Source organism: Burkholderia catarinensis (assembly GCF_001883705.2).
GTDB lineage: Bacteria > Pseudomonadota > Gammaproteobacteria > Burkholderiales > Burkholderiaceae > Burkholderia > Burkholderia catarinensis.
The window spans coordinates 424,398-438,231 of the sequence record NZ_MDEQ02000002.1 but is presented as its reverse complement, the minus strand read 5'-3'; the positions used below and the strand labels follow the sequence as shown (position 1 = coordinate 438,231).

General features: G+C 67.2%; 15 protein-coding genes. 6 read left to right on the top strand and 9 right to left on the bottom strand.

Annotation, left to right across the window (positions count from 1 at the left end):
- Positions 1 to 529: 529 nt before the first annotated feature.
- On the top strand, positions 530 to 1,147 hold the full coding sequence (locus tag BFF94_RS05160; protein WP_128841559.1) for a LysE family translocator: 618 nt from the start codon (positions 530 to 532) through the stop codon (positions 1,145 to 1,147).
- A gap of 107 nt (positions 1,148 to 1,254) precedes the next feature.
- Positions 1,255 to 1,503, top strand: coding sequence for a hypothetical protein (locus BFF94_RS05155; RefSeq protein WP_128841558.1), 249 nt, complete (start codon positions 1,255 to 1,257; stop codon positions 1,501 to 1,503).
- A gap of 57 nt (positions 1,504 to 1,560) precedes the next feature.
- On the opposite strand, the gene BFF94_RS05150 is transcribed toward BFF94_RS05155, so the two are convergent.
- From BFF94_RS05150 to pobA, 7 genes are all read right to left on the bottom strand, one after another.
- Positions 1,561 to 2,919, bottom strand: coding sequence for an MFS transporter (locus BFF94_RS05150; protein WP_128841557.1), 1,359 nt, complete (start codon positions 2,917 to 2,919; stop codon positions 1,561 to 1,563).
- A 219-nt stretch (positions 2,920 to 3,138) separates the two neighbouring features.
- Positions 3,139 to 3,531: a 4-carboxymuconolactone decarboxylase gene (gene pcaC, locus BFF94_RS05145; protein WP_128841556.1), complete on the bottom strand. Its 393-nt coding sequence runs from the start codon at positions 3,529 to 3,531 to the stop codon at positions 3,139 to 3,141.
- Between the two features lie 10 nt (positions 3,532 to 3,541).
- Positions 3,542 to 4,327: a 3-oxoadipate enol-lactonase gene (pcaD, locus tag BFF94_RS05140; RefSeq protein WP_128841555.1), complete on the bottom strand. Its 786-nt coding sequence runs from the start codon at positions 4,325 to 4,327 to the stop codon at positions 3,542 to 3,544.
- Complete coding sequence (locus tag BFF94_RS05135; RefSeq protein ID WP_219139058.1) at positions 4,327 to 5,700, bottom strand: 3-carboxy-cis,cis-muconate cycloisomerase; 1,374 nt, start codon at positions 5,698 to 5,700, stop codon at positions 4,327 to 4,329. The genes pcaD and BFF94_RS05135 overlap by 1 nt, the downstream gene beginning before the upstream one ends.
- A gap of 88 nt (positions 5,701 to 5,788) precedes the next feature.
- Positions 5,789 to 6,445 carry a CoA transferase subunit B gene (locus tag BFF94_RS05130; protein WP_128849196.1) on the bottom strand — a complete coding sequence of 219 codons (657 nt, stop codon included), beginning with the start codon at positions 6,443 to 6,445 and terminating at the stop codon, positions 5,789 to 5,791.
- A gap of 68 nt (positions 6,446 to 6,513) precedes the next feature.
- A complete protein-coding gene (locus tag BFF94_RS05125) occupies positions 6,514 to 7,230 on the bottom strand; it encodes a 3-oxoacid CoA-transferase subunit A (protein ID WP_128849193.1) in 717 nt (238 codons plus the stop codon).
- A 146-nt stretch (positions 7,231 to 7,376) separates the two neighbouring features.
- On the bottom strand, positions 7,377 to 8,609 hold the full coding sequence (gene pobA, locus BFF94_RS05120; protein ID WP_128849190.1) for a 4-hydroxybenzoate 3-monooxygenase: 1,233 nt from the start codon (positions 8,607 to 8,609) through the stop codon (positions 7,377 to 7,379).
- A gap of 116 nt (positions 8,610 to 8,725) precedes the next feature.
- Between pobA and BFF94_RS05115 the strand changes: the two genes are divergently transcribed.
- The 3 genes from BFF94_RS05115 (at position 8,726) to BFF94_RS05105 (ending at position 11,183) form a co-directional block, all read left to right on the top strand.
- Entirely contained in the window at positions 8,726 to 9,652 is a 927-nt protein-coding gene (locus BFF94_RS05115; RefSeq protein WP_219139057.1) for a LysR family transcriptional regulator, read from the top strand.
- Between the two features lie 92 nt (positions 9,653 to 9,744).
- On the top strand, positions 9,745 to 10,380 hold the full coding sequence (gene folE / locus BFF94_RS05110) for a GTP cyclohydrolase I FolE (protein ID WP_128849188.1): 636 nt from the start codon (positions 9,745 to 9,747) through the stop codon (positions 10,378 to 10,380).
- Positions 10,380 to 11,183, top strand: coding sequence for an SDR family oxidoreductase (locus BFF94_RS05105; RefSeq protein ID WP_128849185.1), 804 nt, complete (start codon positions 10,380 to 10,382; stop codon positions 11,181 to 11,183). Before folE ends, BFF94_RS05105 begins: the two co-directional genes overlap by 1 nt.
- Positions 11,184 to 11,224: 41 nt before the next feature.
- On the opposite strand, the gene epsC is transcribed toward BFF94_RS05105, so the two are convergent.
- Together epsC and BFF94_RS05095 are read right to left on the bottom strand one after the other, a co-directional pair.
- The gene (gene epsC, locus BFF94_RS05100) at positions 11,225 to 12,145 is read right to left on the bottom strand and encodes a serine O-acetyltransferase EpsC (RefSeq protein ID WP_128849183.1); all 921 of its coding nucleotides are present in this window, start codon (positions 12,143 to 12,145) and stop codon (positions 11,225 to 11,227) included.
- A gap of 137 nt (positions 12,146 to 12,282) precedes the next feature.
- A complete protein-coding gene (locus tag BFF94_RS05095; RefSeq protein ID WP_034189753.1) occupies positions 12,283 to 12,516 on the bottom strand; it encodes a hypothetical protein in 234 nt (77 codons plus the stop codon).
- A 278-nt stretch (positions 12,517 to 12,794) separates the two neighbouring features.
- Here BFF94_RS05095 and BFF94_RS05090 point away from each other — a divergent pair, with 278 nt between their 5' ends.
- The gene (locus BFF94_RS05090) at positions 12,795 to 13,202 is read left to right on the top strand and encodes a DUF3005 domain-containing protein (RefSeq protein ID WP_128849180.1); all 408 of its coding nucleotides are present in this window, start codon (positions 12,795 to 12,797) and stop codon (positions 13,200 to 13,202) included.
- The last annotated feature ends 632 nt before the right edge of the window (positions 13,203 to 13,834 follow it).

Below are 13,834 nucleotides of genomic sequence, written 5' to 3'. Positions count from 1 at the left end.
TGCCGAAGCAGCCGCCGCAACCGAGCGCTGCGAATCTTGTGCGCTTCCCGAATTCCACACCTACAACGTCGTTCCAGCGACGGGTCATCGAACAGTTGCTCCGTACACGGGTGATTGCGAAGTAGTTTCTCCTCGTTCGAGACCTCTTACCGGGTCTCGAACACTTAGATCGTGACGTAGAGAGCGTCATCGTCTAGTTCTTCTGTAGACCCCGACCGTCCCCACACCGCCGGCAAGTGTATGCCGGGCATTCTGGCGAGCGGGTCAATGAGTATCACCCCAGCTGGCCAGTATTTCCTCCTGACTCACGGCGCGGCACGCTGGGTCTTCACCACAGATTGCTATCGAATGTTACGGGCGACCGATTGCCCGAGCGCATCTGATCACGAAAGCCCATGAATCCGATCTAGCCCCTGCCCTCCCCACCTCCCCGTACCGGCAATCGTCAAACCAACTGTACCGGTACTGTACCGAAAACCGTCGCTAAACTGATCTCCATCCCAGCCTCGAACCGAATGGAGAACCCGCGATGGAATTCCTCACCCTGAGCGCACTGCCCGCCGGCATGCTGTTCGCGCTCGTCACGTCGATCACGCCCGGCCCGAACAACACGATGCTGCTCGCGTCCGGCGTGAATTTCGGTTTCCGCCGCACGATGCCGCACCTGTTCGGCATCAGCCTCGGCGTCGCGATCCTGATGCTCTGCGTCGGCTTCGGCCTCGGCGAAGCGTTCAGGCGCCTGCCGCTGCTGTACACGATCCTCGAAGCCGCGAGCGTCGCGTACCTGCTGTACCTCGCGTGGCGCATCGGCACGTCAGGCGAAGTGAAAGCGCACGGCGGCAAGCCGCGGCCGATGACGCTCATCGAAGCCGCCGCATTCCAGTGGATCAATCCGAAGGCCTGGATGATGGTGCTGACCGCCGCGACGACGATCCGCCTGTCCGCCGACTACGGGATGAACGCCGCATGGATGGCCGTCGTGTTCATCCTGATCGGTTTCCCGTGCATCTGCCTGTGGGCCGCGTTCGGCCTCGGCCTGCGCCGCTTCCTGTCGAATCCCCGCGCGCTGCGCATCTTCAACGTGACGATGGCCGTGCTGCTGATCCTGTCGCTGTATCCGCTGGTCGCACACCTGCTGCCGCAGTGAGCGCTCACAACGCGCCCGTTGAGATTCACGCGAGGCAGGCGTACCCTTTTGGTACGGGCGCGCGCAACCGCTTCGCCGGTTGCGCCGCTGCTGCCGGGAGATTGCCGATGAAGCCACTGCTGAGGACGGGCGAACACATCGAGGGGATGCACTGGATCGCCGAGTACCATCCGCTGACGCACGAGATCCGCGTACTGCGCGAAGACATCGAGATCGGCACCTACTGCGCACCGCCGACGATGTTCGGTGAAGAGGAAGACATGGGCGCCGCGAACCTCGCCGATCACCGCAGCCGGGAGGCCGCGCTGCTCGCGTATCTGCGCAACTTCGTCAAGCAACACGACGCGGAAGAATAGCGGCCCGAACGGTGCCGCTCACCCAGGGCCGGCGCAACGCACCGGCCCGCACTTCGCTCAATGCCCGAGCGACTCGATCTTGCCTGCAGGCTGCGCGACGCCATGCGGCCGCGCCATCTGCTTGATCAACAACGCGATGCACGCCAGCAAGCCCGCGACGGCGATCGTCGCGAACACGCCCGCGAACGAGAAGTGCCGGCGCGTCAGTTCGGCGACGAGGAACGACCCCGCGATCCCGCCGAAGCGGCCGACGCCGAGCATCCATGCAACCCCCGTGCCGCGCCCCTCGGTCGGATAGAACGCGGCGGCGAGCGCCGGCATCGACGATTGCGCGGTGTTCATCAGCACGCCGGCCACGAACACGACCAGCACGAGCAGCCCGACGTTGCCGGCCGCCTGCCCGATCGCATAGACGCTGACAGCCGTCAGCGCATAGCACACGGCGATCACGCGGTTCGCGTTGAAGCGATCCATCAGCACGCCGCACAGCACGGCGCCCACGCCGCCGAGCGGGAACAGCGCCGAAATAAGCGTCGCGCTCTTCGGCGTCAGGCCGGCATCCTTCAGCAGGATCGGCATCCAGTTGATCGATGCGTAGAAGATCACGAGGCCCATGAAGTAGGCGATCCACAGCATCACGGAGCCGACGATGTAAGAACGCGACAGCACGACGCCGAGCCCCTTGCTGCCCGTCTGCGGCGCGGCTTCGGTCATCGCGAACGAGTCGGCGTTCAGCGCGTCGCGCGAGAGGCGCGCGAGCGTCGCGCGGATCCGGTCGACGGCCTGGCCGCTCGCGACCATGAAGCGCACCGATTCCGGCATCTTCAGCAGCAACAGCACGCCGAGCAGCAGCGGCGTCACGCCGCCGAGCATCAGCACGCTGCGCCAGCCGAAATGCGGAATCATCCAGGCGGCCAGGAAACCGCCGAACGCGGCGCCGAGCGGGAAGCCGCAGAACATCAGGTTGATCACGGTCGCGCGGCGCTTGTCCGGGCAGAACTCGCCCATCATCGTGACGGCATTCGGCATCGCCGCGCCCAGCCCGACGCCGGTGATGAAACGCAGGATCGTCAGGTGCCCGATGGTCGTCGAGAACGCGGAAAAGAGGCACGCGACACCGAACAGGAATACGGAGCCGATCAGCAGTACGCGCCGCCCGAGCCGGTCGGACAGCGGGCCCGACACGAGCGCGCCGCACGCGAGGCCGAACAGCGCGGCGCTCAGCACGGGCGCGAGATCGGGCTTGGTGAGGTTCCATTCGCCCAGCAGCGACGGCGCGATAAAGCCGATCGCGGCCGTATCGAAGCCGTCGAGCAGCACGATCACGAAACACATGACGAACACGAGCCATTGAAAGCCGCCGAACGGCTGCTCGTTGATGAAGGTCTGGACATCGACCACGGGTGCGCGATTCATCGCGAGTCTCCTTTGTCGACCAGAGTTAGCGCTTCAGCGCCTACTCTGGTCCCATGCAAAGCTGATAGTTTTAAGCGACGCGGCCTCGGAACCGCGTCTTGCCATTGTTCGCGCACCGGTCATCCGGTGCGCCGCGCGCCGATGCTCTGCCGGCGCGTGATTGCTTCGTCGACGGCCCGTCAACGTCAGCGGGCCGCGTGATCGGGTCACTGCCGGCGCTTAACCGGCCGCGGCCCCATCCTGTTCCTTGAAAATCCTGTCCGCGAGATGGAACGCGGAATTCGCGGCCGGCACGCCGCAATAGATCGCGGTCTGCAGCAGCACTTCCTTGATCTCGTCGCGCGTCACGCCGTTGTTGCGCGCGGCGCGCAGGTGCAGCGCCAGTTCCTCGCCGCGGTTCAGCGCCACCATCATCGCGACGGTCAGCAGGCTGCGCGTATGGCGCGGCAGGCCGTCGCGCGTCCAGATCTCGCCCCATGCATAGCGCGTGATCAGGTTCTGGAATTCGTCGGTCACCTCGGTGCGGTTCTCGATCGAACGGTCGACGTGCGCATCGCCGAGCACCGCGCGACGCACCTTCATCCCTGCTTCATAACGTTGCTGGTCGTCCATCGTCGGTGCCTCACGCGGTCAGGAATTCGAGCAGCGCGCGGTTGAAACCGTCGGTGCACTCGATGTTGGAAATGTGCGCGGCGTCGAATTCGACGTGACGCGCGCCGGGAATCGCGGCAGCCAGCGCACGACCCTGGTCGGGCGGCGTCGACATGTCCTTCGCGCCGGTCACGACGAGCACCGGCAGCGCGATGCCTTTCACTTCCTCGCGCAGGTCGGCCGCGTTCAGCGCGTCGCAGTTCGCCGCGTAACCATCCTTGTCGGTATGCACGAAGGTGTCGCGGATCGCATCGAACAGGCGCGGCTCGCGTTCGACGAATGCGTCGGTGAACCAGCGCGGCAGCACGGCGTCGGCGAGCGCGGCCATCCCTTCGGCGCGCGCCTTCTGCGCACGCGGCGCCCATACTTCCGGCGAGCCGATCTTCGCGGCGGTATTCGACAGCACCGCGCGCACGATGCGCGACGGGTAGCGCGCGGCCAGCGCGGCGCCCGTCAGCCCGCCCATCGAGATCCCGCAGAAATGCGCGCGTTCGATGCCGACGTGGTCGAGCAGGCCGATCACGTCGCCGGCGAGTTGCTCGACCGTGTACGAACCGGCCGGCGCATCGGAATGGCCGTGGCCGCGCGTGTCGTAGCGCAGGATGTTGAAGTGCTGCGTGAGCGGACGGATCTGCGGCGCCCACATCTGCAGGTCGGCGCCGAGCGAGTTCGAGAAGACGAGCCACGGCGCGTCGTCGCGCGCGGCACGGTCGATCCGGTAATGCAGTTTCACGCCGTTGACAGTGGCGAAAGGCATCAATGTTCTCCTGGTTGGATCGTGCCCGCGTGCAGCGCGAGCACGGCGTCGACATAGGCCTGCGCCTCGCCGACATAATGTGCGGGATCGAGCAGCCGCGCGAGCGCGTCGCGCGACAGGTGGGCCGCCACGGTCGCATCGGCGGCGAGCACGTCGAACAGCGTCGCGCCCGTGCGCACGGCTTCCTTCGACGCGTGCTCGACGACGTGATGCGCATCGAGCCGGCCGATCCGGTCGCCGAGCGCCAGCATCACGGCTTCGCCGAGGATCAGCCCGTGCGTCAGGTCGAGGTTCGCGGCCAGGCGTTCGGTATTGACGTCGAGGCCCGCGACGATCTGCGCGATCTGCGCGAGCGCGCCGCCCGTCAGGCGCGCGAGGTCGGGCAACGCATCCCATTCGGCCTGCCAGCCGCCGAGCGCGCGCTCGTGCTCCTGCACCATCCCCGCGAACACGGTCGCGACGAGGCCCGGCGCACGCACGGCGGCCGTCAGCACGGCCGCGCAGCCGACCGGGTTGCGCTTGTGCGGCATCGTCGACGAGCCGCCCTTGCCTGCAGCGGCCGGTTCGCCGAGCTCGCCGACTTCGGTCTGCATCTGCAGCGACACGTCGCGCGCGATCTTGCCGAGCGTGCCCGTCAGCATCCCGAAGCAAGACGCGGCTTCCGCGATGCGGTCGCGCTGTGTATGCCACGGCACGGCGGGCACCGCGAGTTGCAGGTCGGCCGCGAGCGCGGCCGTCACGCCGCCCGCGTGCTCGCGCAGGCTCGCGAGCGTGCCGGCCGCGCCGCCGAACTGCAGCACCAGCACGCGCGCACGCAATTCGGCGAAGCGCGCGCGATGACGCAGCAGCGCATCGAGCCACTGGGCGAATTTCAGGCCGAGCGTGATCGGCAGCGCCTGCTGCAGCCACGTGCGGCCGATCATCGGCGTCGCGCGATGCGTGCGCGCGAGCGCCGCGAGCGATGCGCACGCTTCGTCGAGCATCGGCTCGAGCACGTCGAGCGTGTCGCGCAGTTGCAGCACGGTCGCGGTATCGATGATGTCCTGGCTCGTCGCGCCCCAGTGCACGAACTTCGCGGCCTCGGGGTCGTCGGCCTTCACCTGCGCGGTGAGCTGCTTGACGAGCGGAATCGCGAGATTGCCGCCGAGCGCCGCGCCGTGCGCGAGCGCATCGGCGTCGAGCCGGCCGGCATCGCACGCGCGTTCGATCGGCGCGACCGCGGCAGCGGGAATCACCTGCTGCGCGGCGAGCGCACGCGCAAGCGCGGCCTCGACGTCGAGCATCCGCTGGATCGTCGCGCGGGGCGACCAGATCCGGTTGAGCGGCTCGGTGCCGCAGATGAGGGAGGTCAGGCGGGCGCTGTCTTCGAGCATGGCATCAGATTGGGGAAACGGCGTACGCCTATTGTCCACCCAAGCGTGCCGGCGTGCGCACGACCGCGCGCGCCGGCACGCCTGCGGTTCAGGCGGCGGCCTTGGGCGTCGCGTCGATCAGCGGCACGCCGGTCAGCTTCTGCAGTTCGTCGAACGACAGGTCGGTGAAGATCTCGGTCACCGCGAGGCCGTCGGCCGTCACGTCGAGCACGGCGAGATCCGTATAGATGCGGCTCACGCATTGCACGCCGGTGACCGGATACGAGCACTGCGCGACGATCTTGCTCTCGCCCTGCTTCGTCAGGTGCTCCATCATCACGAACACCTGCTTCGCGCCGATCGCGAGATCCATCGCGCCGCCGACGGCCGGAATCGCATCGGGCGCGCCCGTATGCCAGTTCGCGAGGTCGCCGTGCGCGGACACCTGGAACGCGCCGAGCACGCAGTAGTCGAGGTGGCCGCCGCGCATCATCGCGAACGAATCCGAATGGTGGAAATACGCGCCGCCGGTGAGCAGCGTCACGTGCTGCTTGCCGGCGTTGATCAGTTCGTCGTCTTCCTCGCCGGGCGCGGGTGCGGGGCCCATGCCGAGCAGCCCGTTCTCGCTGTGCAGGAAGATTTCCTTGCTCGGGTCAAGGTGGTTCGCCACCAGCGTCGGCACGCCGATGCCGAGGTTCACGTACGCGCCTTCGGGGATGTCCTGGGCGACGCGCTTCGCCATTTCATCGCGGGTCAGTCGTTTCATTTTGATTTCCTGTCGACCGGAGTTGGCGCTTCAGCGCTTACTCCGGTCCCATACAAAGTTCAGGGCAGTCAGGCGGCTTGGGATGCGGCACGTTCGGCGGCCAGCTCGGCCGCGTGCGCGGCCTGCGGCACTTCGACCACGCGCTGAACGAAAATGCCCGGCGTCACAATGTGTTCCGGGTTCAGCGCGCCGAGCGGCACGACTTCCGACACCTGCACGATCGCGACCTTCGCGGCGCTGGCCATGATCGGCCCGAAGTTGCGCGCGGTCTTGCGAAACACGAGATTGCCCCAGCGATCGCCCTTGTATGCCTTCACGAGCGCGAAATCGGCGTGGATCGGCGTCTCGAACACATACGGCTTGCCGTCGATCACGCGCGTTTCCTTGCCTTCGGCGAGCTTGGTGCCATAACCCGTCGGCGTGAAGAAGCCGCCGATGCCGGCGCCCGCCGCGCGGATGCGCTCCGCGAGGTTGCCCTGCGGCACGAGCTCCAGCTCGATCTCGCCCGCGCGGTACAGCGCGTCGAATACCTGCGAGTCGCTCTGGCGCGGGAACGAGCAGATGATCTTGCGCACCTGCTTCGCCTTGAGCAGCGCCGCGAGACCCGTCTCGCCGTTGCCCGCGTTGTTGTTGACGATCGTCAGGTCGCGCGCGCCCTGCTCGATCAGCGCGTCGATCAGCTCGGACGGCATGCCGGCCGTGCCGAAGCCGCCGATCATGATTGTCGCGCCATCGTGGACGTCGGCAACCGCCGACTGAAGCGATTCGAAAATCTTGTTGACCATGTCTCTTCCTGATACGAACCCGCGGCACGATGCGCGGCCTGTCGAGGGGACACGCGCGTGCCGCGTGCCGCGCCGGGGGCCTGGTGCCGGACCCCGGTTTTGTTCGTTATTCGAACATCGATTCGATTAGCGAACGTCGGGGTCGATCATAGAGTCGCGCACAGCGCGTTGTCAAGGCGGGTTGCCTCGGGGGCTGCCACGTCGTCGAATGGCAATCCGACGTAGTTTTCGGCGAGCGACTGCGCGGCGGCCCGCGAGCGCGTCACGTATTTCAGTTCGGCAAACTTCAGGCGATTGACGAACGGCGAGTCTTCCGGGGACGAGTGCAGCATGTTCGTCATGAAGTACGAGAAATGCTCGGCGCGCCACACGCGTTCGAGACAGGTTGCCGAATACGTGTCGAGCAGCGTCGCGTCGCCCGTCCGGTAGCGCGCGCCGAGCGCGCGGGACAGCGCGCGGACGTCGGCCACCGCGAGGTTCATCCCCTTCGCACCGGTCGGCGGCACGATGTGCGCGGCGTCGCCGGCGAGGAAGAGGCGCCCGTGCTGCATCGTCTCCGACACGAAGCTGCGCATCGGCGTCACGCTTTTCTGCGTGATCAGGCCCTCGGTCGGCGTCCAGCCCGTGTCGTTCGAGAAGCGCGTGTGCAATTCGTCCCAGATCCGCGCGTCGGACCATTCGGCGAGGTTTTCGTCGGGCTTGCACTGCAGGTACAGGCGCGTGACCGTCGGCGAGCGCATCGAGAACAGCGCGAAGCCGTTGTCGTGATGCGCGTAGACGAGTTCGTCGAGCGACGGCGCCGCGTCGGCAAGGATACCGAGCCACGCGAACGGGTAGACACGCTCGAACGTGTTCAGCCGCTCGGCGGGAATCGTCTGGCGCGCGATGCCGTGGAAGCCGTCGCAGCCGGCGACGTAGTCGCAGTCGATGCGGTCCGCGCGGCCGTCTGCGTGCTTGAACGTGACGAACGGGTGCTCGCCTTCGACGTCGTGCAGCGCGACGTCGCTGACTTCGAAGTGCATCTGGTGGCCGTGCTCGACGCCCGCCGCGATCAGGTCGCGCACGACTTCGTGCTGGCTGTAGACGGTGATCGCGCGCCCGCCGGTCAGCGCGGACAGGTCGATGCGATGGCGCCGGCCGTCGAACAGCAGCTCGATGCCGTGATGTTCGAGCCCTTCGCGGCGCATCCGGTCGCCGAGGCCGGCTTCGTTCAGCGTGTCGACCGTGCCCTGCTCCAGCACGCCGGCGCGGATCCGGTTCTCGCAGTACTCGCGCGAACGCGCTTCGACGAGGATGGAATCGACGCCTTGCAGGCGCAGCAGATGGGAAAGCAGAAGGCCGGACGGGCCGGCGCCGATGATCGCGACTTGGGTGCGCATTGTTCGTCTCCAGAACTTTGGTTCGAGTAATGGAATACATTTGAGCGCTTTCCCGACTATTCGGCAACGCGATTCAGGAGATATGTTGTATACGTTTTGAAGATATTGGCCCGGTGATGGATACGCTCGATCTGAACCTGATTCCCTACCTCGTCGCGCTCGACGACACCCGCAACGTGAGCCGCGCGGGCGATCTGCTCGGCGTGAGCCAGCCGCGCGTAAGCACGGCGCTCGGCCGCCTGCGCGAGTATTTCGGCGATCCGCTGTTCGTGCGCACGTCGCGCGGGATGGAGCCGACGCCGCGCGCCCTCGCGCTGCTGCCGGCCGCCCGCGACGCGCTCGCGCAGATCGAGCGCGGCCTCGTCGCACCGCACGACTTCGACCCGGCCGCGAGCACGCATACGTTCTCGATCGCGCTGTCGGACGTCGGCGAGATCGTGTTCCTGCCGAAGCTGCTGCAGGCGTTCGCGGCGCACGCGCCGCATGCGAACCTGCGTTCGGTCTCGCCCGCGCACGACGAAGTCGGACGCGGCCTCGAAGCCGGGTCGATCGATCTCGCGGTCGGCTACTTCCCCGATCTCGACGGCAACAACTTCTTCCAGCAGCGGTTGTTCACGCACCGGTTCGTGTGCCTGATGCGGCGCGGCCATCCGTTCGAGCAGGCGCCGCCGTTCACGGTCGAGCAGTTCCTCGCGTGCGGGCACGCGGTGGTGCGCGCCGAAGGGCGCAGCCAGGAGGTGCTCGAGAAATATCTCGCGAAGCAGCGCATGCAGCGCCGCGCGGTGCTCGAGACGCCGCACTTCATGAGCCTGCCGTTCATCCTGAGCCGCACCGACCTGATCGCGACGGTGCCGCATGCGATCGGTTATGCGTATGCGGCCGAGCACGCGTTCATCGTGCCGGTCGAGCCGCCGCTCGCACTGCCGCGCTTCGACCTGAAGCAGCACTGGCATCGCAAGTACCACAACGATCCGCGCACCGCGTGGCTGCGCGGCGTCGTCGCGTCGCTGTTCAACGACGAGCAGGACGAATGGCCGAAGTAAAGGTGAGCGGCAGGCCGCACGCACGACCCGCGAAAGCATGAAACAATTGCCGGATACCGGCCGCCGCAGGCGGTCTTCGATGGAGCCACTACATGGGTAAGGGTAAGAAATCCGCGCAACCCGAGCCGGCCGCATCCCGGCCGAGCCGTGACGAAGCAGAAGACGCCGTCCGCGTGCTGTTGCGCTGGGCCGGCGACGATCCCGCACGCGAAGGCCTGCGCGACACGCCCGCGCGCGTCGTGCGCGCATACGAACAGTTCTTCGCCGGCTATGCGCTGGAGCCGCGCGACATCCTCGCTCGCACGTTCAGCGAAGTCGACGGCTACGACGAGATGATCGTGCTGAAGGACATCCGCTTCGAGAGCTACTGCGAGCACCACATGGTGCCGATCATCGGCCGCGCGCACGTCGCGTATCTGCCGAACCATCGCGTGGTCGGCATCTCGAAGCTCGCGCGCCTCGTCGACGCGTTCGCGAAGCGCCTGCAGATCCAGGAAAAGATGACCGTGCAGATCGCCGATACGCTGTTCGACGTGCTGCAGCCGAAGGGCGTCGGCGTGATCCTCGAAGCCGCGCACCAGTGCATCTCCACGCGCGGCGTGCACAAGCCGGGCGTCGAGATGGTCACGTCGCGCATGCTCGGCACGTTCCGCACCGATCCGTCGACGCGGCGCGAATTCCTGTCTATCGTCGCGAATCCTTCTTCAGTCAACCTGACGAATACGTAATGGAGCAGACGAAGCAAACGGCGCATGCGCCCGTCGTGCTCGTGACCGGCGCCGCACGCCGGGCCGGGCGCGCGTTCGCCGAGTATTTCGCCGCGCACGGCTATCGCACCGCGGTGCACTACGACCGTTCGGCCGATGCCGCGCAGGCGGCCGCCCGCGCGATCGCCGAACGCGGGCACGATTCGGTTGCGCTGCAGGCCGACCTGTCGGATGCCGCGCAGATCACCGCGCTGATCGATCAGGTGTATGCGCGCCTCGGGCGCCTCGACGTGCTCGTCAACAACGCGTCGGTGTTCTGGCAGGACCATTTCCCGAGCTTCGACCTCGCGGCGTTCGACCAGGCGTGGGCCGTCAACTGCCGCGCGCCGATCCTGCTCACGCGTGCGTTCTACGAACGGGCCCGTGCGGCCGGCACGCAGGGCGTCGTCGTGAATGTGGTCGACCAGAAGATCAAGGAAAACTTTCACCGCGACCATTTCAGCTACACGGTCGCGAAGGCCGCGCTCGGCAACCTCACGCAGATGCTCGCGCTGTCGTCGGCGCCCGTGCTGCGCGTGAACGCGGTATTCCCGGGGCTGATGCTGCCGAGCGACGACCAGACGCAGGCCGACTTCGAACACGCGAGCCGCGCATCGACGCCGCTCGCGCGCATCGCGGGCCCCGACGACGTCGCGAGCGCGATCCTGCTGCTGACGGGCAACGCGTACAACGGCGTGGATTTCGTCGTCGATGCGGGGCAGAACCTGATCCGCGTCGATCAGGACGTGCTGTACAAGCACCGCTCGCCCGACGGCAAGCACTGACGCACGCGGCGCACGCTCACGCAGATCGAGCGCGCGCCGCGTTACGGCTTCTCGGCGCTCCCGCCTTCGCGCACCTTGCCCTGCGCGACGCTCGTGCCGGGCGGCACGCTGTGCGTGAGCCACACGTTGCCGCCGATCACCGAGCCGCGCCCGATCGTCACGCGGCCGAGAATCGTCGCACCCGCGTAGATCACCACGTCGTCCTCGACGATCGGGTGCCGTGCGTTGCCCTTGACCAGCGCGCCGTCGCCATCGGCCGGAAAGCTCTTCGCGCCGAGCGTGACGGCCTGGTACAAGCGCACGCGCTCGCCGATGATCGCCGTCTCGCCGATCACGACGCCCGTGCCATGGTCGATGAAGAAGCTCGGGCCGATCTGCGCGCCGGGGTGGATGTCGATGCCGGTGGCCGAGTGGGCGATTTCATTGATGAACCGCGCGAGCAGCGGCACGCCAAGTTGGTGCAGCGCGTGTGCGAGCCGATGGTGCATCATCGCCAGCACGCCGGGATAGCACAGCAGGATCTCGGTGATGTGCTGCGCGGCCGGATCGCCCGCATACGCGGCCTGGATGTCGCTGACGAGCAGCGCGCGCACCGCCGGCAACTGCCGGCCGAATTCGCGCGCGATCTCGAACGCGCGCTCGTCGAGCGCCGCGAACGGCGTGTCCGCATGCTCGGGCAGGAACGGCAACGCACGGCGGACCTGCTCGTACAGGACGCGCAGCGTGCTTTCGAGCGTGTGGCCGACGTAGTAGTCGACGCTTTCGTCGGTCAGATCCGGCGCGCCGTAATGCGTCGGAAACATCGACGCGCGCAGGCCGGTCACAATCTTGCAGATTGCGTCGCGCGACGGCAGTTCACGGATGCCGCGCGGATGGCGGGTGCGATGGAGTTCCTCGCGCGACTCGCGCAAGCCGGCGACGATTTCTTCGAGGCCCCACTGACGGACGGGTGATGTCGACATATGCCAATGCAGGCGGCCGCGCGAGGTCGCACGGCCGCTAATAAAGTGACGGGTTCCACAAGATTACCGCGTTTTTTGTCCGGGAGCGGCGCGCCGGGGATCGGCCGGACGGCCGACGCTGCCGACGCGCGGCGGCGTCACATCGTGACGCTGCTCGCGTCGATCCAGCGCACGGCCCAGTCGCGCGCGTGCGCGATCGCGTCGCCTTCGTCGTTGAACTGGAGCTCGATCGGGAAAAAACGGTTCGCAACGAGTTCCCCGTCGCTCGATCGGGAGATCACGACGTAGGGCTTGAACGAACCGTCGCTGGCGCGCGCGGGCGCGCAGTTCAACAGATAACCGCGATGCGTGAAGGCAGTAGTCGCTTGCATGAATCCGCCACCTCTAGTCCCTTGCTTTGTTGTTCGCTACCCGTCTTTAAGGGTGCTGCGGCGCCCCGGCGCGGGCAGAGGCGGCGCGACTGCATCCTCTGTCGCCGCTTCGCAGGAAAAGAATCATACTCTGTAGAAAACGGGTCTTCTAGCTGAAATAAATCATGACAAATCAGTGCGCGTCGCGCGACCGCGGCGATCGCCCGCGCGCCTTTTCCCGTCGTAACCGGAACGGGATTTGCTTCGATCCGGAGCGTTTCGCCGCCAGGAGAGCCGCGATGGAATCATCCGCTCAAACAGGTCGTTCGCATCCGCGCAGCATCGAGCTCCGCAACGACGACACGCACGACAGCACGGTCGACACCGACGGCAAGAACCGCGAGGCGTCGCGCGTGGCGGGCGGGACGATTTCGCTCGACCAGATCACGCACAGCAACGCGTCGCTCGTCAATGCGGTGCCGGAAGCCGGCGACGGCTTCGCCGGTTTCGACAGCCGCCCCGGCGGCAACCATCCGGCGTTCGCGCTGCGCGCGGGCTACGTGGTGATCGAGAAAGGCTTCGCCGCGCCATCGCTCGCGGGCGATGCGCAGTTCGGCCCCGTCCACCGGATGTACGGCAGCGCGTACTGGCCCGGCCACGGACGGCGGCCGGAACGCGTCATCGAGCTGACGACCGTGCCGAGGTAGCCGGCGCGGCGTTTGGAATCGATCGTGTGCGGACCGGCACCGGTCGACGGCCGAGGGCCGAGGGCTGCGGGCTGCGGGCTGCGGGCTGCGGGCTGCGGGCTGCGGAGCAGCGTGCGCGACTGTTGCGCGTTGCGCAACGACAGTGCGTGGGTAGCCATGCGGCGCGCAAGCGGACGATTCCGCGCATCGGCATCGCCTGCTTCATGCGCGCTGCGAACCAGCCCGACGCACATGCGTTGATCGAAGTCACGTCATGGCGGCACGGTTGCGCTTCAATACCGATACGTGCGGTTCGTCATGGCGGTTGCCGCGATGTGTCGGTGCGCGACGCGAGTGTCGCACCGCCTGCGCGCTCGCGGTGTCCTCCCCCGATGCGTACGCATCCGTTGCCGGCGACGCTGCGATCTTCACTTGTCGTCACCGCGCAGCCGGCTGTCGCGAGCCGCCCGGCGGCCACGTGAACGGCGGATGCGACGCAGCCATGCGACACGTGTCGCGCGGTACAGCATGCATCGCGCGCAGGGTCGGCAGCGGTGCGGCCGCGCGGCACGACGGGTACCGCACTGCAAACTCCCCGCCGTTGGTTTACTCTGCCTCGCAGCGTTGCCCAGCCTGACCGGCCATCCGGCCGA

Bases quoted from the DNA above. Each gene is read 5' to 3' on its own strand.
- BFF94_RS05105 (WP_128849185.1), top strand. From the start codon at position 10,380: ATGGAGCAGACGAAGCAAACGGCGCATGCGCCCGTCGTGCTCGTGACC.
- BFF94_RS05090 (WP_128849180.1), top strand. From the start codon at position 12,795: ATGGAATCATCCGCTCAAACAGGTCGTTCGCATCCGCGCAGCATCGAG.
- epsC (WP_128849183.1), bottom strand. From the start codon at position 12,145: ATGTCGACATCACCCGTCCGTCAGTGGGGCCTCGAAGAAATCGTCGCC.
- BFF94_RS05155 (WP_128841558.1), top strand. From the start codon at position 1,255: ATGAAGCCACTGCTGAGGACGGGCGAACACATCGAGGGGATGCACTGG.
- BFF94_RS05160 (WP_128841559.1), top strand. From the start codon at position 530: ATGGAATTCCTCACCCTGAGCGCACTGCCCGCCGGCATGCTGTTCGCG.
- BFF94_RS05125 (WP_128849193.1), bottom strand. From the start codon at position 7,230: ATGGTCAACAAGATTTTCGAATCGCTTCAGTCGGCGGTTGCCGACGTC.
- BFF94_RS05095 (WP_034189753.1), bottom strand. From the start codon at position 12,516: ATGCAAGCGACTACTGCCTTCACGCATCGCGGTTATCTGTTGAACTGC.
- pcaC (WP_128841556.1), bottom strand. From the start codon at position 3,531: ATGGACGACCAGCAACGTTATGAAGCAGGGATGAAGGTGCGTCGCGCG.
- pobA (WP_128849190.1), bottom strand. From the start codon at position 8,609: ATGCGCACCCAAGTCGCGATCATCGGCGCCGGCCCGTCCGGCCTTCTG.
- BFF94_RS05115 (WP_219139057.1), top strand. From the start codon at position 8,726: ATGGATACGCTCGATCTGAACCTGATTCCCTACCTCGTCGCGCTCGAC.
- BFF94_RS05130 (WP_128849196.1), bottom strand. From the start codon at position 6,445: ATGAAACGACTGACCCGCGATGAAATGGCGAAGCGCGTCGCCCAGGAC.
- pcaD (WP_128841555.1), bottom strand. From the start codon at position 4,327: ATGCCTTTCGCCACTGTCAACGGCGTGAAACTGCATTACCGGATCGAC.
- BFF94_RS05135 (WP_219139058.1), bottom strand. From the start codon at position 5,700: ATGCTCGAAGACAGCGCCCGCCTGACCTCCCTCATCTGCGGCACCGAG.
- folE (WP_128849188.1), top strand. From the start codon at position 9,745: ATGGGTAAGGGTAAGAAATCCGCGCAACCCGAGCCGGCCGCATCCCGG.
- BFF94_RS05150 (WP_128841557.1), bottom strand. From the start codon at position 2,919: ATGAATCGCGCACCCGTGGTCGATGTCCAGACCTTCATCAACGAGCAG.